Source organism: Streptomyces sp. 378, from assembly GCF_030124145.1.
Taxonomy (GTDB): Bacteria; Actinomycetota; Actinomycetes; order Streptomycetales; family Streptomycetaceae; genus Streptomyces.
The window spans coordinates 108,749-135,149 of record NZ_JASKMS010000020.1 but is presented as its reverse complement, the minus strand read 5'-3'; the positions used below and the strand labels follow the sequence as shown (position 1 = coordinate 135,149).

Here is a 26,401-nt window from a genome sequence, read left to right as displayed (position 1 = left end):
GGACACGCCCAGCTCGCACGGAATCCCGACACCATGTCATGGCCGCCCGTCCGCCGATCCGGAGCGAGGTGGCCCGAGAGGGAGTACGAGAAGGTGGCCACACCTAAAAAGGGCAGGAGCGCGAGCGCCCAGAGCAAGCCGGGGCGCTCGCTGGCCCTGATCCTGATCGCCATCGTGGCGCTCACCGGTGGGATGTTCGCCTCGGGGCACACGAAGCCCCGTCTCGGCATCGACCTTGCCGGCGGTACGAGCATCACGCTCCGCGCGGTCCCCGAGGCCGGCAACGAGGCGGCGATCAACAAGACCAACATGGACACGGCCGTCTCCATCATGGAGCGCCGTGTCAATGGTCTGGGCGTCTCCGAGGCCGAGGTCCAGACGCAGGGCCGGGAAAACATCATCGTCAACATTCCCAAGGGCACCAACTCGGAGCAGGCCCGCAAGCAGGTCGGCACCACCGCCAAGCTCTACTTCCGCCCGGTCCTCGCCACCGAGGTCTCCGGCGGCCAGGGTGCGGCCAGTCCCTCCCCGAGCCCCACCGGCAGCCCCACGGACAAGCCGTCCGGCGAGGCCACCGACAAGCCGGCGGCCACCGACAAGGGATCCGCGTCCCCGTCCGCCTCCGCCACCACGCAGGGCCGCGCGGTCACGGACGGGCTGAAGGCCGACGCCACACCGTCCGCGAGCGCCTCGGACAAGGCCGGGGCCAGCCCCTCCCCGTCGGCGAGCGGCGGCACCGCCGAGGGCGACGCGAGCGCGCTGCAGGAGAAGTACGCCAAGCTCGACTGCACCGACGAGAAGACCCGCTCCACCGTCGGCGACGGCGTGAAGGCCTCCGCCCCGACGCTGGCCTGCGGCAAGAACTCGCAGGGCCAGTGGCAGAAGTACATCCTCGGCCCCGCCGAGGTCGACGGCACGGACGTCGACGAGGCCCAGGCCGTCCTGAACACGCAGACCGGTGCGGGCTGGACGGTCACGATGGACTTCACGGACTCCGGCGCCAAGAAGTTCGCGAACATCACCGGCAAGCTGGCGCAGAACCAGTCCCCGCAGAACCAGTTCGCGATCGTCCTGGACGGCGAGGTCGTCTCCGACCCGTACGTCCGGCAGGCCCTGACCGGCGGCAACGCCGAGATCTCCGGCAACTTCACCCAGCAGTCCGCCCAGGAACTCGCCAACATGCTGTCGTACGGCGCGCTGCCGCTGACCTTCAAGGTGGACAGCATGACGACCGTGACCGCCGCGCTGGGCGATGACCAGCTGGAGGCCGGTCTGATCGCCGGAGCCATCGGTCTCGCGCTGGTCATCATCTACCTGCTGGCCTACTACCGCGGCCTGTCGTTCATCGCGATCCTCTCGCTGCTGGTCTCGGCCGCCCTCACCTACACGCTCATGTCCCTCCTCGGCCCGGCCATCGGCTTCGCGCTGAACCTGCCGGCCGTGTGCGGTGCCATCGTCGCGATCGGCATCACCGCGGACTCGTTCATCGTGTACTTCGAACGCGTCCGCGACGAGATCCGCGAGGGCCGCACCCTGCGCCCCGCCGTCGAGAGGGCCTGGCCGCGCGCCCGGCGCACCATCCTGGTCTCCGACTTCGTGTCGTTCCTCGCCGCGGCGGTGCTCTTCATCGTCACCGTCGGCAAGGTCCAGGGCTTCGCGTTCACGCTCGGCCTGACCACCCTGCTCGACGTGGTCGTCGTGTTCCTCTTCACCAAGCCGCTGCTGACCCTGATGGCCCGCCGCCCGTTCTTCGCGAACGGCCACAAGTGGTCCGGCCTCGACCCGAAGAGCCTGGGTGCCCAGCCGCCGCTGCGCCGCACCCGTCGCCCCGTCGCCCCCGTCGACCCCAAGGAGGCCTGAGATGTCGAAACTCGGCACCCTCGGCGCCCGACTGCACCGCGGCGAGGTCGGCTACGACTTCGTCAAGAACCGCAAGATCTGGTACGGCGTCTCCATCCTGATCACCATCTTGGCCATCGTCGGCCTGGCGGTGCGGGGCCTGAACATGGGCATCGAGTTCCAGGGCGGCGCCGTCTTCAACACCCCGAAGAGCACCAGCGCGTCGGTGTCCCAGGCGGAGGAGTACGCGGAAGAGGCCTCCGGCCACGACGCGATCGTCCAGAAGCTCGGCGACGGCAGCCTGCGCATCCAGGTCGCCGGCATCGACACCGGCGCGGCGAACCAGATCAAGAACACCCTCGCCGACGACCTCAAGATCGACCCGGAGCAGATCAACGCCGAACTGGTCGGCCCCAGCTGGGGTGAGCAGATCGCGAACAAGGCATGGCAGGGCCTCGGGATCTTCCTGGTCCTGGTGGTGATCTACCTGGCGATCGCCTTCGAGTGGCGCATGGCCGTGGCCGCGTTCGTCGCACTGATCCACGACATCACCATCACGGTCGGCATCTACGCCCTGGTCGGCTTCGAGGTCACCCCGGGCACGGTGATCGGTCTGCTGACCATCCTCGGTTACTCGCTCTACGACACGGTCGTGGTCTTCGACAGCCTCAAGGAACAGACAAAGGACCTCACCAAGCAGACCCGCTGGACCTACAGCGACGTCGCCAACCGGTCGATCAACAGCACGCTGGTCCGCTCCGTCAACACCACGGTGGTCGCGCTGCTGCCGGTGGCGGGCCTGCTGTTCATCGGTGGCGGTGTCCTCGGCGCCGGCATGCTGAACGACATCTCGTTGTCGCTGTTCGTCGGCCTCGCCGCCGGTGCCTACTCCTCGATCTTCATCGCCACGCCGCTCGTCGCCGACCTCAAGGAACGCGAGCCGGCGATGAAGGCCCTGAGGAAGCGCGTCCTGGCCAAGCGGGCCCAGTCCGACGCCAAGGGCGAGACGCTCGACGCGCAGGGCGGTGAGGAGACGTACGCCGACGAGCCCGAGGACGCCGCACCCGCGGTCGTCGGCCCCCGCAACCAGCCCGCCTCCCGCAACCGCGGCCGCGGCCGTCCCTCGGGGAAGCGTCGATGACCGACATCAGGGAGCTGCTGCTCAGCCGCATCCGCGACGTGGCCGACTACCCGGAGCCGGGCGTGATGTTCAAGGACATCACCCCGCTCCTGGCGGACCCGTCGGCGTTCACCGCGCTGACCGACGCCCTCGCCGACATCGCCGAGCGCACCGGCGCCACCAAGGTCGTCGGCCTGGAAGCACGGGGCTTCATCCTCGGCGCCCCGGTCGCCGTCCGCGCCGGCCTCGGCTTCATCCCCGTACGCAAGGCGGGCAAGCTCCCCGGAGCCACCCTCGCCCAGGCCTACGACCTGGAGTACGGCTCGGCGGAGATCGAGGTGCACGCCGAGGACCTCACCGCGGGCGATCGCGTCCTGATCGTCGACGACGTCCTCGCCACCGGCGGCACCGCCGAGGCCTCGGTCCAGCTCATCCGCCGGGCCGGCGCCGAGGTGGCCGGTCTCGCCGTCCTCATGGAGCTCGGCTTCCTGAGCGGCCGCGCCCGCCTGGAGCCGGCGCTGAACGGCGCCCCGCTGGAGGCGCTGCTCACGGTCTAGCGACCGCGTGGCGGTCCGGCGACACCGGCACCACACCGCGCAGGCGGGCCCGGAGGAATCCGGTGCCCGCCTCGTGCGTTTCCGGGGTAGACGGTCCTCACATCGGCCTGAAGACGATCCTGGAGCTCAGGATCGCTACCATGGGGGTCCGGAGCCTGACCGGGGGACCCGGATCGCGCACGAGGAGTCCTCTTGCCAGACGAGGCCCAGCACCTGACCGCCGCCAAGCCCGAGTCCGCCTCGGCGGCCGCGGCGAAGCCCGCGCCGAACGCGCCCCACGCGAAGAACGACACCCGCGGGCCGGTCGAGCACGCCCAGGCGGCGCCGGTCGACAAGCCGGACGAGCAGTCGCGGCCCAAGCCCACGCCGCCGCCCGCGGTGCGCCAGGCCGCCGGACAGCCGGCCCGCTCCGGCTCCTCCAACCGCGTCCGCGCCCGGCTGGCCCGGCTCGGTGTGCAGCGCGCGAACCCGTACAACCCGGTGCTGGAGCCCCTGCTGCGGATAGTGCGCAGCAACGACCCGAAGATCGAGACGGCCACCCTCCGCCAGATCGAGCGTGCCTACCAGGTCGCCGAGCGGTGGCACCGCGGCCAGAAGCGCAAGAGCGGCGATCCGTACATCACGCACCCGCTCGCCGTCACCACCATCCTCGCCGAGCTGGGCATGGATCCGGCCACGCTGATGGCGGGCCTGCTGCACGACACGGTCGAGGACACCGAGTACGGCCTGGAGGACCTGCGCCGCGACTTCGGCGACGTCGTCACCCTGCTCGTCGACGGCGTCACCAAGCTGGACAAGGTCAAGTTCGGCGAGGCCGCGCAGGCGGAGACCGTGCGCAAGATGGTCGTCGCCATGGCCAAGGACCCGCGCGTCCTGGTCATCAAGCTGGCCGACCGCCTGCACAACATGCGCACCATGCGCTACCTCAAGCGCGAGAAGCAGGAGAAGAAGGCGCGCGAGACCCTGGAGATCTACGCGCCGCTCGCCCACCGCCTGGGCATGAACACCATCAAGTGGGAGCTGGAGGACCTCGCCTTCGCGATCCTCTACCCCAAGATGTACGACGAGATCGTCCGCCTCGTGGCCGAGCGGGCGCCCAAGCGCGACGAGTACCTGGCCATCGTCACCGACGAGGTGCAGCAGGACCTGCGCGCGGCCCGCATCAAGGCGACGGTCACCGGCCGCCCGAAGCACTACTACAGCGTCTACCAGAAGATGATCGTCCGCGGCCGTGACTTCGCGGAGATCTACGACCTGGTGGGCATCCGCGTCCTCGTGGACACCGTCCGCGACTGCTACGCGGCCCTCGGCACGGTGCACGCGCGGTGGAACCCGGTCCCCGGCCGGTTCAAGGACTACATCGCGATGCCCAAGTTCAACATGTACCAGTCGCTGCACACGACGGTCATCGGCCCCGGCGGCAAGCCGGTCGAGCTGCAGATCCGCACGTTCGACATGCACCGCCGCGCCGAGTACGGCATCGCCGCGCACTGGAAGTACAAGCAGGAGGCCGTCGCCGGCGCGTCCAAGGTGCGCAGCGACGCCCCCAAGTCGTCCGGCAAGGGCAAGGACGACCACCTCAACGACATGGCGTGGCTGCGCCAGCTCCTGGACTGGCAGAAGGAGACCGAGGACCCGGGCGAGTTCCTGGAGTCCCTGCGCTTCGACCTCTCGCGCAACGAGGTCTTCGTCTTCACCCCCAAGGGCGATGTCATAGCGCTCCCGGCCGGGGCTACTCCGGTCGACTTCGCCTACGCGGTGCACACCGAGGTGGGCCACCGCACGATAGGCGCCCGCGTCAACGGCCGGCTGGTCCCGCTGGAGTCGACCCTCGACAACGGCGACCTGGTGGAGGTCTTCACCTCCAAGGCGGCCGGCGCCGGCCCCTCCCGCGACTGGCTCGGCTTCGTCAAGTCACCGCGGGCCCGCAACAAGATCCGCGCCTGGTTCTCCAAGGAGCGCCGCGACGAGGCGATCGAGCAGGGCAAGGACGCCATCGTCCGCGCGATGCGCAAGCAGAACCTGCCGATCCAGCGCATCCTGACCGGCGACTCCCTGGTGACCCTCGCGCACGAGATGCGCTACGCCGACATCTCCGCGCTGTACGCGGCGATCGGCGAGGGCCATGTCTCCGCGCAGAACATCGTGCAGAAGCTGGTCCAGGCCCTGGGCGGTGAGGAGGCCGCCACCGAGGAGATCGACGAGTCGGTCCCGCCGGCCCGCGGACGCAGCAGCAAGCGCCGCTCCAGCGCCGACCCGGGCGTCGTCGTCAAGGGCGTCGACGATGTGTGGGTCAAGCTGGCCCGCTGCTGCACGCCCGTCCCGGGCGACCCCATCATCGGCTTCGTCACCCGCGGCAGTGGCGTATCGGTTCACCGCAGCGACTGTGTGAACGTCGACTCGCTGTCCCGGGAGCCCGAGCGCATCCTCGACGTCGAGTGGGCGCCCACCCAGTCCTCGGTCTTCCTGGTCGCCATCCAGGTCGAGGCCCTGGATCGCTCCCGGCTGCTGTCGGACGTCACCCGCGTGCTGTCCGACCAGCACGTCAACATCCTGTCCGCGGCCGTCCAGACCTCCCGGGACCGCGTCGCCACCTCCCGCTTCACCTTCGAGATGGGCGACCCGAAGCACCTGGGCCACGTCCTGAAGGCGGTCCGGGGCGTGGAGGGCGTCTACGACGTGTACCGGGTGACGTCGGCGCGCAGCAGGTCGTAGCCGGTCGCCGCAGGACCACACGAAAGGGCTCCCGTACACGGTGTACGGGAGCCCTTTTTCGACCGGCTTTCGACCGACTGCTCAGCCGCCGAACTCCTGCAGGCCCTTCAGCGCCTGGTCCAGCAGCGCCTGGCGGCCGTCGAGCTCACGCTGGAGCTTGTCGGCCTTGGCGTTGTTGCCCTGCGCACGAGCCTGCTCGATCTGGCCCCGCAGCTTGTCCACGGCGGCCTGGAGCTGACCGGTCAGACCCTCGGCACGCGCACGTGCCTCCGGGTTCGTCCGGCGCCACTCGGCCTCCTCGGCCTCCTGGATGGCCCGCTCGACCGCGTGCATCCGGCCCTCGACCTTGGGCCGGGCGTCGCGCGGCACATGACCGATGGCCTCCCAGCGCTCGTTCACGTTCCGGAACGCGGCGCGGGCCGCCTTCAGGTCCGTGATCGGCAGGAGCTTCTCGGCCTCCTCGGCGAGCTCCTCCTTGAGCTTGAGGTTCTCCGTCTGCTCCGCGTCCCGCTCCGCGAAGACCGAGCTGCGGGCCGCGAAGAAGACGTCCTGGGCGCCGCGGAAGCGGTTCCACAGGTCGTCCTCGTGCTCGCGCTGGGCACGGCCCGCGGCCTTCCACTCGGACATCAGCTCGCGGTAACGCGCCGCCGTCACGCCCCAGTCCGTCGAGTTCGACAGCGCCTCGGCCTCGGCGACCAGCCGCTCCTTGGTCTTGCGGGCCTCCTCGCGCTGCGCGTCCAGCTGCGCGAAGTGCTGCTTGCGCCGCTTGGAGAACGCCGACCGGGCGTGCGAGAACCGGTGCCACAGCTCGTCGTCGGACTTGCGGTCCAGCCGCGGCAGGCCCTTCCAGGTGTCCACCAGGGCCCGCAACCGCTCACCGGCCGCCCGCCACTGGTCGGACTGCGACAGCTCCTCCGCCTCGGCGACCAGCGCCTCCTTGGCGTGGCGGGCCTCGTCGGACTGCTTCGCCCGCTGCGCCTTGCGCTCCTCACGGCGCGCCTCCACCAGCTCCACGAGCTTGTCCAGCCGGACCCGCAGGGCGTTCAGGTCGCCCACCGCGTGATGCGCGTCGACCTGCTCCCGGATGTGGCCGATCGCGGCGTGGGCGTCCTTCGCCGACAGGTCGGTGGTCTTCACTCGCTTCTCGAGGAGGCCGATCTCGACAACCAGGCCCTCGTACTTGCGCTCGAAATAGGCCAGCGCCTCCTCGGGGGAGCCCGCCTGCCAGGAACCGACGACCTGCTCGCCGTCGGCCGTACGCACGTACACGGTCCCCGTCTCGTCGACGCGGCCCCACGGGTCGCTGCTCACAGCGCCTCCTCCACATGATGCCTGCGAGGGGCCTGTAGCTCCCCCGGGCATCGTCCACAGTTTCGTCACGGCCAACATAGGCGACCGGCGGGGGGCCTGTCCGCATCCCGCGCGACCGAAATTTCGCAGTTGGGGCTCAGGATTCGGTGATCGTGGCCTTGTTGATCACGACCGTCGCGTTGGGCGCCGTGTTGCCCGTCTGAGGGTCGGGAGCCTGCGCCCCCGCCTTGGCGATTTTCTGCAGAACCTTCATGCCCGCTTCCGACACCGTGCCGAACGGTGTGTAGTCGGGCGGCAACTGACTGTCCTGGTAGACGAGGAAGAACTGACTGCCGCCGCTGTCGCGGCCCTGCTTCGTCTGCGCGTTGTACTGGTTCGCCATCGCGACCGTGCCCGCCGGGTACACCCCGCCCTTGAGGCTCTTGTCCTTGAGGTTCTCGTCCGGGATGGTGTAGCCCGGTCCGCCCATGCCGGTACCCTGCGGGTCGCCGCACTGCAGGACGTAGATGTTCCGGTCCGTGAGCCGGTGGCACTTGGTGTGGTCCAAGTAGCCCTTGCCGAGAAGGAAGTTGAACGAGTTGACGGTGCGCGGGGCGGCCGACGCCTTCAGCGCGACGTCTATCTCGCCGCAGGTCGTGTCCAGCTTCATCGTGTACGTCGCCGACTTGTCGATGGTCAGCGCCGGTTCCTTCTTCCAGGTCTGCGACTCGACCTTGCCCGGGGCGGGCTTCTCGCACGGGTCCGGGGCCTTGCTGGGCGTGGCGCTGGGCGTGACGTCCGCGTTGGCGTTCTCCGTCTTGCCGTTGTCCTCGAACGGCTTGGTCAGGAAGACCGTCACCGAGAGCACCACGATCACGCCGAGAGCCGAGGCGATCACGGAGTTGCGGATACGGGCCTTGCGTCGCGCGTCCGTGCGTCGCTGCTGCTGCCGCAAGAACTTCTCCCGGGCGAGCTGACGCCGCCGCTGTTCCTGGCTGACCACCGGGTTCTCTCCTCTTGGGTCTGATACATCGACCGGTACGCGTGCGTCCTGTGTGCCGAGCGCCTGCGTGTGCCCCGTACCGTATATGGGTTCGCTGAGGAATCGGCAGCGCCGGTAGGCTCTGTGCGCAGCCGTAGCCGCCCGTACCGACACAACGAAGGACGATCGTGCTCATTGCCGGGTTCCCCGCCGGGGCCTGGGGGACGAACTGTTACCTCGTCGCCCCCGCCGCCGGTGAGGAGTGCGTGATCATCGACCCCGGCCATCAGGCCGCCGACGGCGTCGCGGAAGCGATCGCCAAGCACCGGCTCAAGCCGGTCGCCGTCGTCCTCACCCACGGCCACATCGACCACGTGGCCTCGGTCGTCCCGGTGTGCGGCGCCCACGACGTGCCGGCCTGGATCCACCCCGACGACCGGTACATGATGAGCGACCCCGGGAAGGCGCTCGGCCGTTCCATCGGGATGCCGCTGATGGGTGAGCTGACCGTGGGGGAGCCCGATGACGTCAAGGAACTGGCCGACGGGGCGAAGCTGGAGCTGGCGGGCCTTGAGCTGTCCGTCGCACACGCGCCCGGTCATACCAAGGGGTCGGTGACCTTCGGCCTGCCCGAGGCGGCGGACATCCCGCCGATCCTCTTCTCGGGCGACCTGCTGTTCGCCGGCTCCATCGGACGCACCGACCTGCCCGGCGGCGACATGGCCGAGATGCTCGACTCGCTGGCCCGCGTGTGCCTGCCGCTCGACGACTCGACCGTGGTGCTGTCCGGCCACGGCCCCCAGACGACCATCGGCCAGGAGCGCGCCGCCAACCCGTATCTGCGGCAGGTGGCGGCCGGCCAGGGAGCCTTCGAGGCTCCCCGACGAGGAATGTGACGAGACCTTCCGTGAGCACCTTCAAGGCCCCCAAGGGCACGTACGACCTGATCCCGCCGGACAGCGCCACGTACCTCGCGGTCCGCGAGGCCATCGCCGCGCCGCTGCGCAACTCCGGCTACGGCTACATCGAGACGCCCGGCTTCGAGAGCGTCGAGCTCTTCGCGCGCGGGGTCGGTGAGTCCACCGACATCGTGACCAAGGAGATGTACGCCTTCGAGACCAAGGGCGGCGACAAGCTCGCCCTGCGCCCCGAGGGCACGGCGTCCGTCCTGCGCGCGGCGCTGGAGGCCAACCTGCACAAGGCCGGCAACCTCCCGGTCAAGCTCTGGTACTCCGGCTCGTACTACCGCTACGAGCGTCCGCAGAAGGGCCGCTACCGCCACTTCTCCCAGGTCGGTGCCGAGGCGATCGGCGCGGAGGACCCGGCGCTGGACGCCGAGCTGATCATCCTGGCCGACCAGGCGTACCGCTCGCTGGGCCTGAGGGACTTCCGGATCCTGCTGAACAGCCTGGGCGACCAGGATTGCCGCCCCGCCTACCGGTCGGCGCTCCAGGAGTTCCTGCGCGGACTGGACCTGGACGAGGACACCCTGCGCCGCGCGGAGATCAACCCGCTGCGCGTCCTGGACGACAAGCGCGAGTCCGTCCAGAAGCAGCTGGGGGACGCGCCGCTGCTGCGTGACCACCTGTGCGACGCGTGCAAGGCGTACCACGAGGAGGTCCGCGAGCTGATCACGGCGGCGGGCGTCGCCTTCGAGGACGACCCGAAGCTGGTGCGCGGCCTGGACTACTACACCCGCACCACCTTCGAGTTCGTCCACGACGGCCTCGGCTCGCAGTCCGCGGTGGGCGGCGGCGGCCGCTACGACGGCCTGTCCGAGATGATCGGCGGCCCCGCGCTGCCGTCCGTCGGCTGGGCCCTCGGCGTCGACCGCACGGTCCTCGCGCTGGAGGCGGAGGGCGTCGAGCTGGAACTCCCGGCCACCACCAGCGTGTTCGCCGTCCCGCTCGGCGAGGAGGCCCGCCGGGTCCTGTTCGCCAAGGTCACCGAACTGCGCAAGAACGGCATCGCGGCCGACTTCTCCTACGGCGGCAAGGGCCTCAAGGGCGCCATGAAGAACGCCAACCGCAGCGGCGCCCGCTACACGGTCGTCGCCGGCGAACGCGACCTCGCCGAGGGCGTCGTCCAGCTCAAGGACATGGATTCGGGCGAGCAGACGGCGGTGGGCGTGAACGAGATCGTGGCAGAGCTGGAAGCCCGGCTGGGCTAGCCGGCGCTCAGCCCGCCCGAAGGCGCCGGACACCCGACCAGGGTCCGGCGCCTTCGCCGTCTCCCGGTGCTTCGCACCCTTGTGCTGCCCTGCGACGCACGTCGGCCGAAACACAACCCCCAGGGGCGACCGGGCGGACCTCCTTATGTTCACTGAACGGTGGACACCGGCACCCGTGCGGCACAATGGCCCTGCCCGAAGATGTTCAGTCTCCAGTGACGGAATCGGCGTGATGAGCAAGACGACAGTCAAGGACGTCTCCACCGAGCCCGAGCCGGAGCGTGCCGAGATCGCACCCCGCGCGGAGGGCGGCAGCCGGGCCCTCGCCCTGCTGCTGGTGATCACCGGCGCGGCCGGACTGCTCGCCGCGTGGGTCATCACGATCGACAAGTTCAAGATCCTCGAAGCCAAGGTCGCGGGCACGACGTTCACGCCCGGCTGCAGCCTCAACCCCGTCGTCTCCTGTGGCAGCGTCATGGAGAGCAAGCAGGCCGCGGTCTTCGGCTTCCCGAACCCGATGCTCGGCCTCGTCGCCTACGGCATCGTCATCGGCGTCGGCGTGAGCCTGCTCGCCCGCGCCCGCTTCCCGCGCTGGTACTGGCTCACCTTCAACGCCGGCTGCCTGTTCGGCGTGAGCTTCTGCGCCTGGCTGATGTTCCAGTCCCTGTACCGGATCAACGCGCTCTGCCTGTGGTGCACCCTGGCCTGGGTCGCCACGATCCTGATGTTCTGGTACGTGACCTCGTTCAACATCCGCAAGGGCTTCCTGCCCGCCCCGAGCTGGCTCAAGACCTTCTTCGGCGAGTTCACCTGGGTCATGCCCGTGCTGCACATCGGCATCATCGGCATGCTGGTCCTGACCCGCTGGTGGGACTTCTGGTTCGCCTGAGAGACCGCCTGAGGGACCGCCCGAGCCAGGGATTCGGGGGCCCGGCCGGATTGTCGGTGCCGTGACTTAGGGTTTGGGACGTGGAGCCCGACCTGTTCACCGCCGCAGCCGAAGAACGCCAGGAGAAGGAGCCGTCCAGCAGCCCCCTGGCCGTGCGGATGCGCCCGCGCACCCTCGACGAGGTGGTGGGCCAGCAGCATCTTCTGAAGCCGGGCTCACCCCTGCGCAGACTGGTCGGGGAGGCCTCCGGCCCGGCCGGACCCTCCTCCGTGCTCCTGTGGGGCCCGCCCGGCACCGGCAAGACCACCTTGGCGTACGTCGTCTCCAGGGCGACCGACGCCCGCTTCGTGGAGCTGTCGGCGATCACGGCCGGTGTCAAGGAGGTCCGCGCGGTCATCGACGGCGCCCGTCGCGCCACCGGCGGGTACGGCAAGGAGACCGTCCTTTTCCTCGACGAGATCCACCGCTTCAGCAAGGCCCAGCAGGACTCCCTGCTCCCCGCCGTCGAGAACCGCTGGGTGACGCTCATCGCGGCGACCACGGAGAACCCGTACTTCTCGGTCATCTCGCCCCTGCTGTCCCGCTCCCTGCTGCTCACCCTCGAACCGCTCACGGACGAGGACATCAGCAGCCTCATCCGCCGCGCCCTGACCGACGAGCGCGGCCTCAAGGGCGCCGTCACCCTCCCCGAGGAGACCGAGGCCCACCTCCTGCGCATCGCCGGCGGCGACGCCCGCCGCGCCCTCACCGCCCTGGAGGCGGCCGCCGGGGCCGCCCTCGACAAGGGCGAGGCGGAGATCGGCCTGACGACCCTCGAGGAGACGGTCGACCGGGCCGCCGTGAAGTACGACCGCGACGGCGACCAGCACTACGACGTGGCCAGTGCCCTGATCAAGTCCATCCGGGGCTCCGACGTCGACGCCGCCCTGCACTACCTGGCCCGGATGATCGAGGCCGGTGAGGACCCCCGCTTCATCGCCCGGCGCCTGATGATCTCCGCCAGCGAGGACATCGGCCTGGCCGACCCGACCGCTCTGCAGACGGCGGTCGCCGCCGCCCAGGCCGTTGCCATGATCGGCTTCCCCGAGGCCGCGCTCACCCTCAGCCACGCCACGATCGCCCTCGCCCTGGCACCCAAGTCCAACGCCGCGACCACCGCGATCGGCGCCGCCCTGGAGGACGTCCGCAAGGGACTGACCGGACCCGTGCCGGCCCACCTGCGCGACAGCCACTACAAAGGCGCGACCAAGCTGGGCCACGGCCAGGGCTACGTCTACCCGCACGACCTGCCCGAGGGCATCGCGGCCCAGCAGTACGCCCCGGACGAGCTGAAGGACCGCGCGTACTACGAGCCGACCCGGCACGGCGCGGAGGCCCGCTACGCGGACGCGGTGGAGTGGACCCGGAAGAACCTCGGTCGTAAGCGGTCCTGAGCACCCTGTAAACTCGCTCGGAGTGCCGCGTCCCGTGCAGTCAGAACGGGGCAGTCGGCCGGAGTCCCGATCCTCCGGGATCGGCTCCAGGAGCGTCGCGCACCGTCGAACGGTGTCGCGGGCAGCCCACCACCACCCGTCGCAGGACGGAACCGGTCGGTGGGCCACTCGCGTGCTGCACGTATGTGCCCAGACCAGGGGAGCGGCTGCCCACCGAGGTCCACCAGGACCGAGGCGGGTTTCCCCGGCTGCGGATGCGACCTCCCTCAACCCTGACAAGCCGATACAAGGAAAGCGAAAAACAGTGGCGAACCAGTCCCGCCCCAAGGTCAAGAAGTCGCGTGCCCTCGGCATCGCGCTGACCCCGAAGGCCGTCAAGTACTTCGAGGCCCGCCCCTACCCGCCGGGTGAGCACGGCCGTGGCCGCAAGCAGAACTCGGACTACAAGGTCCGTCTGCTCGAGAAGCAGCGTCTGCGCGCGCAGTACGACGTGTCCGAGCGCCAGCTCGTCCGCGCCTACGAGCGTGCCTCCAAGGTCCAGGGCAAGACCGGTGAGGCCCTGATCATCGAGCTGGAGCGCCGTCTCGACGCCCTGGTCCTGCGTTCGGGCATCGCCCGCACGATCTACCAGGCCCGCCAGATGGTCGTGCACGGCCACATCGCCGTCAACGGCAAGAAGGTCGACAAGCCCTCCTTCCGTGTCCGTCCGGACGACGTCGTGCAGGTCCGCGAGCGCTCCAAGGAGAAGACCCTCTTCACGATCGCTCGTGAGGGTGGCTTCGCCCCCGACGGTGAGATCCCGCGCTACCTCCAGGTGAACCTCAAGTCCCTGGCGTTCCGCCTGGACCGCGAGCCGAACCGCAAGGAGATCCCGGTGATCTGCGACGAGCAGCTCGTCGTCGAGTACTACGCCCGCTGATCCTCGGCAGGCACGCGGTACTCCGGCCCGTCGTCTCCCCGCCCCTGTGGGCGGGCGGGGCGGCGGGCTTTCGCGATCGGCGAGCTCCCCACGGGTAATCCGGTACGGAGCGCCACCCCCGGCGCGATAGGCTCGTCGCACGACTTTTTCGATGTTCAGGCACGTTTCAGGGAGCGGGTGCACACAGTGTCCGGTGGAGAGGTTGCCGGGATCCTGGTGGCCGTCTTCTGGGCGATCCTGGTCTCCTTCCTCGCCGTCGCGCTGGCGAGAGTGGCCCAGACGCTCAAGGCGACCACCAAGCTCGTGGCGGACGTGACCGATCAGGCCGTCCCGCTGCTGGCCGAAGCCTCCGCGGCGGTGCGCTCCGCGCAGACGCAGATCGACCGGGTCGACTCGATCGCCTCCGACGTCCAGGAGGTCACGTCGAACGCCTCGGCGCTGTCGACCACCGTCGCCTCCACCTTCGGCGGCCCCCTGGTCAAGGTCGCGGCCTTCGGCTACGGCGTGCGCCGGGCCCTCGGCGGCCGCAAGGAGGACGTGCCCGCCAAGGCGCCCCGGCGTACCGTGATCGTGGGCCGCACGGTCACCCGGCGCGGCGCCCGAGGGAAGAGGGACTGAGAGCCAGCGATGTTCCGCCGTACCTTCTGGTTCAGCACGGGTGTCGCCGCCGGTGTCTGGGCCACCACCAAGGTCAATCGCAAGCTGAAGCAGCTGACCCCCGAGAGCCTCGCCAGAACCGCGGGCAACAAGGCGATCGAGGCCGGTCACCGCCTCAAGGACCGTGCCGTGGGCTTCGCGCTCGACGTCCGGGACAACATGGCCGTGCGGGAGGCCGAGCTGGGCGACGCCCTCGGGATCAACGAGAACCCCGAGCTGCCGGCACCCCGGCGCCACACGGCCATCGAGAACCGCAACCACCCGAAGTACGTCGAGGGTTCGGCGTACCAGACGTACCCGTACAACCGGAATGAGGACCACTGATGGAGTCGGCTGAGATTCGCCGCCGCTGGTTGAGCTTCTTCGAGGAGCGCGGTCACACCGTCGTCCCTTCGGCGTCGCTCATCGCGGACGACCCGACTCTGCTCCTCGTCCCGGCCGGCATGGTGCCGTTCAAGCCCTACTTCCTGGGTGAGGTCAAGCCGCCGTTCTCGCGCGCCACCAGTGTGCAGAAGTGCGTGCGCACGCCCGACATCGAAGAAGTCGGCAAGACCACCCGCCACGGCACGTTCTTCCAGATGTGCGGCAACTTCTCCTTCGGCGACTACTTCAAGGAAGGCGCCATCAAGCTCGCCTGGGAGCTGCTCACCGGCGCCCAGGACAAGGGCGGTTACGGCCTCGACCCCGAGCGCCTGTGGATCACCGTCTACAAGGACGACGACGAGGCCGAGCGTATCTGGCACGAGGTCGTCGGGGTGCCGAAGGAGCGCATCCAGCGCCTCGGCATGAAGGACAACTACTGGTCCATGGGCGTCCCCGGCCCCTGCGGCCCGTGTTCCGAGATCAACTACGACCGCGGCCCCGAGTTCGGCGCCGAGGGCGGCCCCGCCGTCAACGACGAGCGGTACGTGGAGATCTGGAACCTCGTCTTCATGCAGTACGAGCGGGGCGAGGGCATCGGCAAGGACAACTTCGAGATCCTCGGGGACCTGCCCAGCAAGAACATCGACACCGGCCTCGGCCTCGAACGCCTCGCCATGATTCTGCAGGGCGTGCAGAACATGTACGAGATCGACACCTCGATGGCCGTCATCAACAAGGCCACCGAGCTGACCGGCGTCCGCTACGGCGACGCCCACGGCTCGGACGTCTCCCTGCGCGTGGTCACCGACCACATGCGCACCTCCGTGATGCTCATCGGCGACGGCGTCACCCCCGGCAACGAGGGCCGCGGCTACGTGCTGCGCCGCATCATGCGCCGCGCCATCCGCAACATGCGCCTGCTCGGCGCCACCGGTCCGGTCGTGAAGGACCTGATCGACACCGTGATCGAGATGATGGGCCAGCAGTACCCAGAGCTCATCACCGACCGGGAGCGCATCGAGAAGGTCGCCCTCGCCGAGGAGAACGCCTTCCTCAAGACGCTGAAGGCCGGCACCAACATCCTCGACACGGCCGTCAGCGACACCAAGGCCGCCGGCGGCAGCGTCCTGCCCGGCGACAAGGCCTTCCTGCTCCACGACACCTGGGGCTTCCCGATCGACCTCACCCTGGAGATGGCCGCCGAACAGGGCCTCTCCGTGGACGAGGACGGCTTCCGGCGCCTGATGAAGGAACAGCGGGAGCGTGCCAAGGCCGACGCCCAGGCCAAGAAGACCGGGCACGCCGGCGCCGGCGCCTACCGCGAGATCGCCGACCAGGCCGGTGCCACCGACTTCATCGGTTACACCGACACCGAGAGCGAGTCCACGATCGTCGGCATCCTCGTCGACGGCGCCTCCTCCCCGGCCGCCACCGAGGGCGACGAGGTCGAGATCGTCCTCGACCGTACCCCGTTCTACGCCGAGGGCGGTGGCCAGATCGGCGACACCGGCCGCATCAAGGTCGACACCGGTGCCGTCATCGAGATCCGCGACTGCCAGAAGCCGGTCCCGGGCGTCTACGTCCACAAGGGCGTCGTCCAGGTCGGCGAGGTGACCGTCGGCGCCAAGGCCCACGCCTCGATCGACGACCGCCGCCGCAAGGCCATCGCCCGTGCCCACTCGGCCACGCACCTGACCCACCAGGCCCTGCGCGACGCCCTCGGCCCGACGGCCGCCCAGGCCGGTTCCGAGAACCAGCCCGGCCGCTTCCGCTTCGACTTCGGTTCCCCGTCCGCCGTCCCGACGGCCGTGATGACCGACGTCGAGCAGAAGATCAACGAGGTGCTCGCCCGCGACCTGGACGTCCGTGCCGACGTCATGGGCATCGACGAGGCCAAGAAGCAGGGCGCCATCGCCGAGTTCGGCGAGAAGTACGGCGAGCGCGTGCGCGTCGTGACCATCGGCGACTTCTCCAAGGAGCTGTGCGGCGGCACGCACGTGCACAACACCGCCCAGCTCGGACTGGTGAAGCTGCTCGGCGAATCGTCCATCGGCTCCGGTGTCCGCCGCATCGAGGCCCTGGTCGGTGTGGACGCCTACAACTTCCTCGCCCGTGAGCACACAGTCGTCGCCCAGCTCCAGGAGCTGATCAAGGGCCGCCCGGAGGAGCTCCCGGAGAAGGTCTCCGCCATGCTCGGCAAGCTGAAGGACGCCGAGAAGGAGATCGAGAAGTTCCGCGCCGAGAAGGTCCTCCAGGCCGCCGGCGGTCTCGCCGAGTCCGCCAAGGACATCCGTGGCATCGCTGTCGTGACGGGCCAGGTCCCGGACGGCACCACCGCCGACGACCTGCGCAAGCTCGTCCTCGACGTGCGCGGGCGGATCCAGGGCGGACGGGCCGCCGTCGTTGCCCTCTTCACCGTGGCGAACGGCAAGCCGCTGACGGTCATCGCCACCAACGAAGCCGCCCGCGAGCGTGGCCTGAAGGCCGGCGACCTGGTCCGCACGGCGGCCAAGACCCTCGGCGGCGGCGGTGGCGGCAAGCCGGACGTCGCCCAGGGCGGCGGCCAGAACCCGGCCGCCATCGGGGACGCCGTGGACGCCGTGGAGCGCCTGGTCACCGAGACCGCCAAGTAAGAGACGGGTCGGACAAGCATGCGTAGAGGACGTCGACTCGCGATCGACGTCGGGGACGCCCGCATCGGGGTCGCCTCGTGCGACCCCGACGGGATCCTCGCCACCCCGGTGGAGACGGTCCCGGGGCGCGACATCCCGGCGGCTCAGCGGCGGTTGAAGCAACTCGTCGAGGAGTACGAGCCCATTGAGGTGGTGGTCGGTCTCCCGCGCTCCCTCAAGGGGGGCGAGGGCCCGGCCGCGGTCAAGGTCCGTGGCTTCGTCCAGGAACTGGCCCGCATGATCTCCCCGGTTCCGGTGAGACTCGTCGATGAACGCATGACGACGGTGACGGCCAGTCAGGGACTGCGCGCCTCAGGCGTGAAGTCCAAGAAGGGCCGGTCCGTCATCGACCAGGCAGCGGCCGTGATCATCCTGCAACAGGCTCTCGAATCCGAACGGGTGTCAGGCAAAGCACCCGGCGAAGGCGTCGAAGTGGTCATCTGATCGCGATACGGTAACGTTCCGCGCGATGCGGCGGCGTTCGAACAACCGCCGCACAGCAAGAGGCGGAACGGAAGCCGGGCCGGAAGCCGCGCGACCGCCGCCTCGCGGCTCTAGGGGATCGATGACTGAGTATGGCCGGGGCCAAGGCTCCGAACCGTGGCATCCGGAGGACCCGTTGTACGGGGACGGCGGATGGGATGGACAGCAGGCCCAGCAGGGTCAGCAGTCCCCTTACGGCGGCCAGCCGCAGCACTACCCGCAGCAGCCGCAGCAGCCGCAGTACGGCGACTGGGCTACCGGTGACCAGGCCGGATACGGTCAGGCGCAGCAGCAGTACCCGTACGACCAGCAGTACGCGGCACAGCCCCAGGGCCATCAGCAGAACCCCGGCCGGCAGGACCACGGACATCAGCAGGCTCAGGGCTACCACCACCAGCAGCAGTACGACAACACCGGCTGGTCGAACGACCCGCACCAGCAGGTCGCGTACCCCGGCGATCCCCAGGACCCGTACGCGCAGCAGACCGGTGCGTACGACGGGGGCCGGCAGGACCACTACGGCACGCCTGACGCGTATGAGCCGGCGCAGGAACCGGAGACGGACTGGGACCCCGGCCCTGACCAGGGTGAACACGCCTTCTTCGCGGGCGGGGACGACGATGACGACGGCGACGAGCCGAAGGAGCGCCGCGGGCGCGAGGACAAGCGGGGGCGGGGCGGCGGCAAACCGAAGAAGCGCCGCAGCGGCATGGCCTGCCTGCTGGTCGTCGTGGCGCTCGGCGGCGTCCTGGGCGGCGTCTGCTACTTCGGTTACCGGTTCTACCAGGATCGTTTCGGCGACGCCCCGGACTTCGCGGGCGACGGCAACGGGCAGCAGGTGTCCGTCGAGATCCCCGAGGGAGCGCTCGGGTACAAGATCGGCCAGGTGCTGAAGAGCGCGGGGGTCGTCAAGAGCGTCGACGCGTTCGTCGCGGCCCAGCAGGAGAACCCGAACGGCAAGAGCATCCAGAACGGCGTCTACACGCTGCAGAAGCAAATGTCGGCCGAGAGTGCGGTCGAACTGATGCTCAGTCCGAAGAGCCGCGACAATCTGATCATCGCCGAGGGCAAGCGCAACGCCGACATCTACCGGCTCATCGACAAGCGCCTGAAGGTCAAGGCCGGCACCACCGCCGCGGTCGCCGAGAAGGACTACAAGAAGCTCGGCCTGCCCTCCTGGGCGCAGAACCGCGCCGACGTCAAGGACCCGTTGGAGGGCTTCCTCTTCCCCTCCAGCTACGGCGTGAGCGAGGGGCAGAAGCCCGAGGCCGTCCTGAAGCAGATGGTCGAGCGGGCCACCTCGACGTACGCGGAGCTCGGGGTCGAGAAGAAGGCCGAGAGCCTCGGACTCGAAGACCCGTGGCAGCTGGTCACCGTCGCCAGCCTGGTCCAGGCCGAGGGCACCAGCCATGACGACTTCCGCAAGATGGCCGAGGTCATCTACAACCGCATGAAGCCGAACCCGCAGACCAACGGCATGCTGGAGTTCGACTCCACCTACAACTACATCAAGAACCAGAGCAAGATCGACCTGAGCCTGAGCGAGCTGCGGAACTACGACAACCCCTACAACACGTACTTCCACAAGGGGTTGCCGCCCGGTCCGATCGACAACCCGGGTGAGGACGCCATCAAGGGCGCCCTCAACCCGACGGACGACGGCTGGTACTACTTCATCTCGCTCGACGGCAAGACCAGCAAGTTCACGAAGACGAACGCCGAACACCAGAAGCTGGTCGACCAGTTCAACGCCTCGCGGAACAACTGAGGAAGACCCTGATGGCCGCAGCACGCCGAGCCGCCGTACTCGGCTCCCCGATCGCCCACTCCCTCTCCCCGGTCCTGCACCGCACCGCCTACCGGGAACTGGGGCTGGCCGACTGGACGTACGACAGCTTCGAGGTGGACGAGGCCGGACTGCCCGCGTTCTTCGAGACGCTCGGCGCCGAGTGGGCCGGGCTCTCGCTGACCATGCCGCTGAAGCGGGCCGTGATCCCGCTGCTCGACGAGATCAGCGAGACCGCCGCCTCGGTCGACGCCGTCAACACCGTCGTCACCACCGCGGACGGCCGCAGAGTCGGGGACAACACCGACATCCCCGGCATGGTCGCGGCGCTGCGCGAGCACGGCATCGACAAGGTCGACGCCGCCGCCGTCCTCGGCGCCGGCGCCACCGCCTCCTCCGCGCTGGCCGCGCTGTCCCGGATCTGCCCGGGCGAGATCGCCGTCTACGTGCGCAGCGAGGCCCGGGCCGCCGAGATGCGGCGGTGGGCAGAGCGGCTCGACGTCGCCGTCCGCATCGCCGACTGGGCGGACGCCGAGCAGGCCCTGCGCGCGCCCCTGGTGATCAGCACCACGCCGGCCGGTGTCACCGACGCCCTCGCCCGGTCGGTGCCGGAGCGCCCGGCGGCCCTCTTCGACGTCCTGTACGACCCCTGGCCGACCGACCTCGCCGCCCGCTGGTCGACGTACGGCGGTGCCGTCGTCAGCGGCCTCGACCTGCTGGTCCACCAGGCCGTGCTCCAGGTCGAGCTGATGACGGGGCTCGCCCCGGCGCCCCTGGGGGCCATGCGAAAAGCGGGGGAGCGGGCTCTCGCGGACCGATAAGATCCACTCCCGGTTCCGCAGGGGGCGGAACAGGGGAGGGGAACGTCCGTCATGTCCACAGGCCTGCCTCAGGCGTCCGTCAAGTCCCAGATATTCGAGTCCCTGCTCGGCTTTCTGCCCGACTGGGTGCAGATCACGGTGCTCTCCCTGATCGTGCTCGCCGTCGTGGCGTCGTGGGTCGTCAAGATCAAGCGCAAGATGGCCCACCGGCGTGCCGTCCGCGACGGACAGCCCGTGCACGCGGCGGCCCGGTACGGGCAGGGACGCGGAGCGGACTACCTGGGGCAGTACGCGCCGCAGCAGCCCCAGCCGGCCCGGCAGCAGGGCAGCGGCGCCGACCACCTGGGGGCGTACGCCCCGCAGCACGTCCGGCCCGAGCCGCAGCCGAGCGGTGCCGACTTCCTCGGGGCCTACGCGCCGCGCCAGCGGCAGGGCGACGGTCCGTCCGCGAACGCGTCCGCTTGATGGACCGGCCGCCGGGGTGACGGCCCCGACGTGGGAGGATCGGAGACGGCGGACCGGGCCGCGCACCCGGTCGCGCCGTCGCCGTACGCGACGAGGCGCGTACGCAGCAGAACCAGAGCGCGAGCACTGAGGAGCACCGTTGAGCAGGTTGCGCTGGCTGACCGCGGGGGAGTCCCACGGTCCCGCACTCGTGGCGACGCTGGAGGGCCTTCCCGCCGGTGTGCCGATCACCACGGACATGGTGGCGGACCATCTCGCGAGGCGGCGCCTGGGTTATGGGCGCGGTGCCCGGATGAAGTTCGAGCGGGACGAGGTCACCTTCCTCGGCGGCGTCCGGCACGGTCTCACGCTCGGCTCCCCGGTCGCGATCATGGTGGGCAACACCGAGTGGCCCAAGTGGGAGCAGGTCATGGCCGCCGATCCGGTCGACCCGGAGATTCTGGCGGGGCTGGCCCGCAACGCCCCGCTGACCCGGCCGCGGCCCGGCCACGCCGACCTCGCCGGCATGCAGAAGTACGGCTTCGACGAGGCCCGGCCGATCCTGGAGCGTGCTTCGGCGCGGGAGACCGCCGCCCGTGTCGCGCTGGGCGCGGTGGCCCGGTCGTACCTGAAGGAGACGACCGGCGTCGAGATCGTGTCGCATGTGGTGGAGCTGGCGGCGGCGAAGGCACCCAAGGGCGTCTACCCGACCCCGGGCGACGTCGAGAAGCTGGACGCGGACCCGGTGCGCTGTCTGGACGCGGATGCGTCGAAGGCGATGGTCGCCGAGATCGACCAGGCCCACAAGGACGGCGACACCCTCGGCGGTGTGGTCGAGATCCTGGCGTACGGGGTGCCGGTCGGCCTCGGTTCGCATGTGCACTGGGACCGCAAGCTGGACGCCCGGCTCGCCGGCGCGCTCATGGGCATCCAGGCCATCAAGGGTGTCGAGATCGGCGACGGCTTCGAGCTGGCGCGGGTGCCCGGTTCCAAGGCGCACGACGAGATCGTGAAGACCGACGAGGGGATCCGGCGTACCTCCGGCCGCTCGGGTGGCACCGAGGGTGGTCTGACCACCGGTGAGCTGTTGCGGGTGCGCGCCGCGATGAAGCCGATCGCGACGGTGCCGCGTGCCCTGCAGACCGTGGATGTCACGACCGGCGAGGCTACGCAGGCGCACCACCAGCGCTCCGACGTGTCCGCGGTGCCGGCCGCCGGCATCGTGGCCGAGGCGATGGTGGCGCTGGTGCTGGCCGATGCGGTGGCGGAGAAGTTCGGTGGCGACTCGGTGGCCGAGACGCGCCGTAACGTCACCTCGTTCCTCGACAACCTCGCCATCCGATGAGCGGCCCGCTGGTGGTCCTGGTCGGCCCGATGGGGGTGGGCAAGTCCACCGTCGGGCGGTTGCTGGCCGAGCGGCTGGGGGTTTCCTACCGGGACACCGATGACGACATCGTCGCCGAGCAGGGCAGGACCGTCGCCGAGATCTTCGTGGACGACGGCGAGTCCGCCTTCCGGGCGATCGAGAAGGCGGCCGTGCGCCGGGCCGTCGCCGAGCACGACGGGGTGCTGGCCTTGGGCGGCGGCGCGATCCTCGACGACGACACACGGGCGCTGCTCGCCGGGCAGCGGGTGGCGTACCTGTCGATGGACGTCGAGGAGGCGGTCAAGCGCACCGGCCTCAACACGGCCCGGCCGCTGCTCGCGGTCAACCCGCGCAAACAGTGGCGCGAGCTGATGGAGGCCCGCCGTCACCTGTACGAAGAGGTGGCCACGGCCGTGGTCGCCACCGACGGCCGGACCCCCGAAGAGGTCACCCGAGTCGCCCTGGACGCACTGGAGTTGAAGGAAGCATGAGCGAGACAGTGACGCGGATCCAGGTCGGCGGCACGGCGGGCACCGAGCCGTACGAGGTCCTGGTGGGCCGTCAACTGCTCGGCGAACTCGCCGGGTTGATCGGCGGCAAGGCCAAGCGGATCGCGATCCTTCACCCCGAGGCGCTGGCCGAGACCGGTGACGCGCTGCGCGCCGACCTGGCCGGGCAGGGCTACGAGGCGGTCGCCATCCAGGTGCCCAACGCGGAGGAGGCCAAGACCGCCGAGGTCGCCGCCTACTGCTGGAAGGCGCTCGGCCGGTCCGGCTTCACCCGCACGGACGTCATCATCGGCGTCGGCGGCGGCGCGACCACGGACCTCGCCGGGTTCGTGGCCGCCACCTGGCTGCGCGGCGTGCGCTGGATCGCCATCCCGACCACCGTGCTCGCCATGGTGGACGCGGCCGTCGGCGGCAAGACCGGCATCAACACCGCCGAGGGCAAGAACCTCGTCGGCGCCTTCCACCCGCCCGCCGGTGTGCTCTGCGACCTGGCCGCGCTGGACTCCCTGCCGGTCAACGACTACGTCTCCGGGCTCGCCGAGGTCATCAAGGCCGGCTTCATCGCCGACCCGGTGATCCTGGACCTCATCGAGTCCGACCCGCAGGGCGCCTGTACGCCCGCCGGCCCGCACACCGCCGAGCTCATCGAGCGTTCCATCCGGGTCAAGGCCGACGTGGTGTCGTCGGACCTGAAGGAGTCGGGACTGCGCGAGATCCTCAACTACGGCCACACGCTCGGCCACGCCATCGAGAAGAACGAGCGCTACAAGTGGCGCCACGGCGCGGCGGTCTCGGTCGGCATGCACTTCGCCGCCGAACTGGGCCGTCTGGCGGGCCGGCTGGACGACGCGACGGCCGACCGCCACCGCACGATCCTCGAAGCGGTCGGACTGCCCCTGCACTACCGGCACGACCAGTGGCCCAAACTGCTGGAGACCATGAAGGTCGACAAGAAGTCCCGCGGTGACCTGCTGCGCTTCATCGTCCTCGACGGTCTGGCCAAGCCCACGGTCCTCGAGGGACCCGACCCGGCCGTGCTGCTCGCCGCGTACGGCGAAGTGGGCCAGTAAGTCCCGCGGCGCGCCTTCCGCCCGAAACCACCTTACGGAGCCGGGCACTTCGGGCCGCCCCCGGCCGTTCACACATCGACGACCGGGGGCGGTACCGTTCGGTAGCAAGCGGGTTCCGCCCCGCTGTCAGCGCCCATCGCCTGTACGAGACGGAGTGGCACCGGATGCAGCACGCAGTGGGTTCTCCGCTGCCGCAGCCCCATCAGCCGGGGCACGGACCGGCCACCGGCTGGTCGCCGGCCGCACATCACCCGGTTCCGCCGAATCCGGGCGCGCACCAGGGCTCCGTGCCCGTGCCCCCGTTGCCCCCGGCGCCGGGATATCCGGCGCCCCCGCCCGGACCGGCCGCGACCATGCCCCCCGCTTCCGGCCCACCCGCGCCGGAGACCACCGGCCATGTGCCGCTGCCGCCCGGCGGCCCGGTCGCCATGCCGATGGCCCCGCCCGCCGCGGCGATTCCCGACCCCGCCGCCACCACGCTCGCGGTACTGCTCATCGGCCCCGCGGGCGCGGGCAAGACCAGCGTCGCCAAGTTCTGGGCGGACCATCGCCGGGTCCCCACGGCCCACATCAGCCTCGACGACGTCCGCGAGTGGGTCCGCTCCGGCTTCGCCGACCCCCAGTCCGGGTGGAACGACCACTCCGAGGCCCAGTACCGACTGGCCCGCCGCACCTGCGGCTTCGCCGCGCGGAACTTCCTGGCCAACGGCATCTCGTGCATCCTCGACGACGCGGTCTTCCCCGACCGTCCGGTCGTCGGCCTCGGCGGCTGGAAGCGTCACGTGGGCCCCGGCCTGCTGCCGGTCGTCCTCCTGCCCGGGCTGGACATCGTCCTGGAACGCAACGCGGAGCGCTCGGGGAACCGGCGGCTGTCGGACGAGGAGGTCGCCCGCATCCACGGCCGCATGGCCGGGTGGTACGGCTCGGGCCTGCCGATCATCGACAACTCGCAGATGGACGTCCCGGAGACGGCGCGCGTACTGGACGACGTCCTGGCCCGCTCCATCGCCAGCCCACCCCAGTGGTGAGCGCCCCGTAGGGACACGGGGGACTGCGCGATGCCCCACGGCTCGCGTACGGCAGACGTCCTGCCCCACTCGGCCTCTCCCGAACGGCGCCGGACCCGCGGAGCTCATACGCTCGGGTCATGTCAGAGGTGTACGCGGCCCGCCGGACGCGTCTGAGGGACTACTGCAACGCGGGCGGCAGCGCGGCGGCGCTGGTCTCCCGCCCCGCCAATGTGCGCTATCTCGCGGGCGCGGCCCCGCCCGGCGCCGTACTCCTGCTGGGCAGGACCGAGGAGCAGGACCTCCTGGTGTGTGCCGGCCCCACGGCCGACCGCCCCACGCAGGAGCGCCCCGACGAAGCACTGCGCGTACAGGCGCTGCCCGGAACCGGCGGCGGTGACCCGGCCGTCGCGGCCGCCGGCCTCGCCGCGGGCCAGGGCGCCGACTCCCTCGCCGTGGAGGAGCACCACCTCACCGTGGCCCGGCACCGAGCCCTCGGCTCGGTCACCCCCCGGCTGCGCCTGACCAACCTCGGCAACGCCGTCGAGCAGCTCAGGATCGTCAAGGACGAGGAGGAGATCTCCTGTCTGCGCATCGGCGCCGAGATCGCCGACCAGGCCCTCGGTGAACTGCTGGAGTCGATTCTCGTCGGCCGTACCGAACGCCATCTCGCGCTCGAACTCGAAAGACGGCTCGTCGATCACGGGGCGGACGGGCCGGCCTTCGCCACGTCCGTCGCCACCGGCCCGAACGCCGGCCGCCCCGGCCACCGGCCCAGCGACCGCCGCGTCGAGGAGGGCGACTTCCTCTCCGTCTGCCTCGGCGCGACCTACCGCGGATACCGCTGCGAGATCGGCCGCACCTTCGTCATCGGCACCGCTCCCGCGGACTGGCAGATCGAGCTCTACGACCTGGTCTTCGCCGCCCAGCGAGCCGGGCGTGAGAGCCTGGTACCCGGCGCCGCCTGCCGGGACGTCGACCGCGCCGCCCGCCAGGTCCTGGACTCCGCGGGGTACACGGAGGGCCTCACGGTCCTGACCGGACACGGTGTCGGGCTCGAAATCGACGAGGACCCTCAATTGAGTCCCGCGGCCATGGGTAAACTGGACGCTTGCGTGCCGGTCACCGTCGAGCCGGGGGTCCACCTCCCGGGCCGGGGCGGTGTCCGGATCGATGACACGCTCGTCGTCCGCCCCGAGGCGGACGGCGGACCCGAGCTACTCACCATCACGACCAAGGAGCTGCTCGCCCTGTAGGTAGGCAGGCGCGTGCACCGGGGTCGTACGTCAGTCCAGGAGATTCCGCAACC

The 26,401-nt window shown here is 70.2% G+C and carries 23 protein-coding genes; 21 read left to right on the top strand and 2 right to left on the bottom strand.

All coding sequences use genetic code 11. From position 1 onward, the window contains the following. The first annotated feature begins 93 nt into the window (after nt 1–93). The 4 genes from secD (at nt 94) to relA (ending at nt 6,231) form a co-directional block, all read left to right on the top strand. The gene (gene secD / locus QNO09_RS25550) at nt 94–1,860 is read left to right on the top strand and encodes a protein translocase subunit SecD (RefSeq protein WP_283972580.1); all 1,767 of its coding nucleotides are present in this window, start codon (nt 94–96) and stop codon (nt 1,858–1,860) included. A 1-nt stretch (nt 1,861) separates the two neighbouring features. Next, entirely contained in the window at nt 1,862–2,980 is a 1,119-nt protein-coding gene (secF, locus tag QNO09_RS25545) for a protein translocase subunit SecF (protein WP_283972579.1), read from the top strand. Further along, nucleotides 2,977–3,516, top strand: a complete 540-nt coding sequence (locus QNO09_RS25540) for an adenine phosphoribosyltransferase (RefSeq protein WP_283972578.1) — start codon at nt 2,977–2,979, stop codon at nt 3,514–3,516. Before secF ends, QNO09_RS25540 begins: the two co-directional genes overlap by 4 nt. A gap of 192 nt (nt 3,517–3,708) precedes the next feature. Then, nucleotides 3,709–6,231 carry a GTP pyrophosphokinase gene (relA, locus tag QNO09_RS25535; RefSeq protein WP_283972577.1) on the top strand — a complete coding sequence of 841 codons (2,523 nt, stop codon included), beginning with the start codon at nt 3,709–3,711 and terminating at the stop codon, nt 6,229–6,231. A gap of 81 nt (nt 6,232–6,312) precedes the next feature. On the opposite strand, the gene QNO09_RS25530 is transcribed toward relA, so the two are convergent. Together QNO09_RS25530 and QNO09_RS25525 are read right to left on the bottom strand one after the other, a co-directional pair. After that, a complete protein-coding gene (locus QNO09_RS25530) occupies nt 6,313–7,542 on the bottom strand; it encodes a DUF349 domain-containing protein (RefSeq protein WP_283972576.1) in 1,230 nt (409 codons plus the stop codon). A 136-nt stretch (nt 7,543–7,678) separates the two neighbouring features. Then, nucleotides 7,679–8,524, bottom strand: coding sequence for a peptidylprolyl isomerase (locus QNO09_RS25525; RefSeq protein WP_283972575.1), 846 nt, complete (start codon nt 8,522–8,524; stop codon nt 7,679–7,681). 167 nt (nt 8,525–8,691) lie between these two features. Here QNO09_RS25525 and QNO09_RS25520 point away from each other — a divergent pair, with 167 nt between their 5' ends. From QNO09_RS25520 to QNO09_RS25440, 17 genes are all read left to right on the top strand, one after another. Then, the gene (locus QNO09_RS25520; RefSeq protein ID WP_283972574.1) at nt 8,692–9,399 is read left to right on the top strand and encodes an MBL fold metallo-hydrolase; all 708 of its coding nucleotides are present in this window, start codon (nt 8,692–8,694) and stop codon (nt 9,397–9,399) included. 11 nt (nt 9,400–9,410) lie between these two features. Beyond that, entirely contained in the window at nt 9,411–10,673 is a 1,263-nt protein-coding gene (hisS, locus tag QNO09_RS25515) for a histidine--tRNA ligase (protein WP_283972573.1), read from the top strand. A 232-nt stretch (nt 10,674–10,905) separates the two neighbouring features. Beyond that, a complete protein-coding gene (locus QNO09_RS25510) occupies nt 10,906–11,562 on the top strand; it encodes a vitamin K epoxide reductase family protein (protein ID WP_283972572.1) in 657 nt (218 codons plus the stop codon). Between the two features lie 80 nt (nt 11,563–11,642). Continuing rightward, on the top strand, nt 11,643–12,995 hold the full coding sequence (locus QNO09_RS25505) for a replication-associated recombination protein A (RefSeq protein WP_283972571.1): 1,353 nt from the start codon (nt 11,643–11,645) through the stop codon (nt 12,993–12,995). Nucleotides 12,996–13,299: 304 nt separating this feature from the next. Further along, complete coding sequence (gene rpsD / locus QNO09_RS25500) at nt 13,300–13,914, top strand: 30S ribosomal protein S4 (protein ID WP_062925769.1); 615 nt, start codon at nt 13,300–13,302, stop codon at nt 13,912–13,914. Nucleotides 13,915–14,091: 177 nt separating this feature from the next. After that, complete coding sequence (locus QNO09_RS25495) at nt 14,092–14,532, top strand: DUF948 domain-containing protein (RefSeq protein ID WP_283972570.1); 441 nt, start codon at nt 14,092–14,094, stop codon at nt 14,530–14,532. Nucleotides 14,533–14,541: 9 nt separating this feature from the next. After that, nucleotides 14,542–14,895, top strand: a complete 354-nt coding sequence (locus QNO09_RS25490; protein WP_283972569.1) for a hypothetical protein — start codon at nt 14,542–14,544, stop codon at nt 14,893–14,895. Further along, nucleotides 14,895–17,567: an alanine--tRNA ligase gene (alaS, locus tag QNO09_RS25485; protein ID WP_283972568.1), complete on the top strand. Its 2,673-nt coding sequence runs from the start codon at nt 14,895–14,897 to the stop codon at nt 17,565–17,567. Before QNO09_RS25490 ends, alaS begins: the two co-directional genes overlap by 1 nt. 18 nt (nt 17,568–17,585) lie before the next feature. Beyond that, on the top strand, nt 17,586–18,050 hold the full coding sequence (ruvX, locus tag QNO09_RS25480) for a Holliday junction resolvase RuvX (RefSeq protein ID WP_283972567.1): 465 nt from the start codon (nt 17,586–17,588) through the stop codon (nt 18,048–18,050). Between the two features lie 121 nt (nt 18,051–18,171). Next, nucleotides 18,172–19,857 (top strand): endolytic transglycosylase MltG, encoded by a 1,686-nt coding sequence (gene mltG / locus QNO09_RS25475; protein ID WP_283972566.1) that lies wholly within the window; start codon nt 18,172–18,174, stop codon nt 19,855–19,857. Between the two features lie 11 nt (nt 19,858–19,868). After that, complete coding sequence (locus tag QNO09_RS25470) at nt 19,869–20,696, top strand: shikimate dehydrogenase (protein ID WP_283972565.1); 828 nt, start codon at nt 19,869–19,871, stop codon at nt 20,694–20,696. 51 nt (nt 20,697–20,747) lie between these two features. Further along, a complete protein-coding gene (locus QNO09_RS25465; protein WP_283972564.1) occupies nt 20,748–21,161 on the top strand; it encodes a hypothetical protein in 414 nt (137 codons plus the stop codon). Between the two features lie 139 nt (nt 21,162–21,300). After that, nucleotides 21,301–22,485: a chorismate synthase gene (gene aroC / locus QNO09_RS25460; protein WP_283972563.1), complete on the top strand. Its 1,185-nt coding sequence runs from the start codon at nt 21,301–21,303 to the stop codon at nt 22,483–22,485. Next, nucleotides 22,482–22,997, top strand: a complete 516-nt coding sequence (locus QNO09_RS25455) for a shikimate kinase (protein ID WP_283972562.1) — start codon at nt 22,482–22,484, stop codon at nt 22,995–22,997. Before aroC ends, QNO09_RS25455 begins: the two co-directional genes overlap by 4 nt. Further along, the gene (aroB, locus tag QNO09_RS25450; protein WP_283972561.1) at nt 22,994–24,085 is read left to right on the top strand and encodes a 3-dehydroquinate synthase; all 1,092 of its coding nucleotides are present in this window, start codon (nt 22,994–22,996) and stop codon (nt 24,083–24,085) included. The genes QNO09_RS25455 and aroB overlap by 4 nt, the downstream gene beginning before the upstream one ends. A 164-nt stretch (nt 24,086–24,249) precedes the next feature. Continuing rightward, a complete protein-coding gene (locus QNO09_RS25445; protein WP_283972560.1) occupies nt 24,250–25,113 on the top strand; it encodes a Pro-rich N-terminal domain-containing protein in 864 nt (287 codons plus the stop codon). Between the two features lie 119 nt (nt 25,114–25,232). Next, complete coding sequence (locus QNO09_RS25440; protein ID WP_283972559.1) at nt 25,233–26,348, top strand: aminopeptidase P family protein; 1,116 nt, start codon at nt 25,233–25,235, stop codon at nt 26,346–26,348. The last annotated feature ends 53 nt before the right edge of the window (nt 26,349–26,401 follow it).